The sequence below is a fragment of the Bradyrhizobium sp. P2_E8 genome, from assembly GCF_056403875.1.
On the sequence record NZ_JBFUES010001658.1, the window covers coordinates 1 to 923 of the forward strand.

Genomic DNA, 923 nt, shown 5'->3' on the forward strand with positions numbered 1-923 from the left:
GTGGCGAAGCTGCTCGCGGTGACGGATACGCGGATGGACAGCAACAGCAACAATGCCGGCGCGCGGGAATTGGCGGGGGCGTTTTAGATATTCGGTGTCGTCCCGGACAAGCGCGCCTAAAGCGCGCGCAGATCCGGGACCCATAACCACAGCGCCAGATTTGGCGAAGACTCGTGGTTACCGGCTGCGCGCCGCAACTGCTCCCTGGGGTTATGGGTCCCGGGTTCGCGCTTCACGCGCCCCGGGACGACAAAAAGGGATTATTGATCCGGCCCGAACTTGAACTTGCCGTCGCCTTCCAGATACGGGCCGCTGCGCATGTAGAGCTGGCCGTTGTGGCCGATGAAGAACAGCGTGCCCTTCGGCACCTTCTTGGCGCCCTTCAGCAGCTCGCCGGCATTGCTGGTGCCCATCTTGTAGGAATAGGTCTTGCCGTCCTTGTCATAGGCGTAGCCCATGTCGGGATTGAGCTCCCAGGGCGTCGCCGGGGCTTGCGCCAATGCGGGTGCTGCGAATGCCGCGAGCGCGGCTGCGATTGCAAATGCCTTCGTTGAAAATGCCATGATCCCATCCTCCCCATCGTCGGGGCACCCGGCTTGAACAAATCACGAACGGTATTTTCGGGTCAATTCGCAAAACGCCGCAGCGCATCACGTCTTGTCCAGCAGTTTGTGATTTTCCCTTCGTCCCCTCGCGACTATGTTCCGCTTTCCGTCTAGAACGCAATCCGACAAAAATATTGGTAGGGGGATGATTCGGATGAACCATGTCATGAAAGCCTGCTCGGCGGCTGCGCTGTTGGTGACCGCGCTGGCGCCRGCCGCCCGGGCCGATGATTACCAGCTCAGCCACAACCAGCGGATTTCTTGCAGCCGCGGCCTTGCCCCGGGCAAGCTGAACACGGCGACCTGTAAATCCTACAC

General features: G+C 60.6%; 1 protein-coding gene. It reads right to left on the minus strand.

What is annotated here, in order from left to right:
• Nucleotides 1-260: 260 nt before the first annotated feature.
• Entirely contained in the window at nucleotides 261-563 is a 303-nt protein-coding gene (locus tag AC1D00_RS43040) for a hypothetical protein (RefSeq protein ID WP_135177672.1), read from the minus strand.
• Between the last annotated feature and the right edge of the window lie 360 nt (nucleotides 564-923).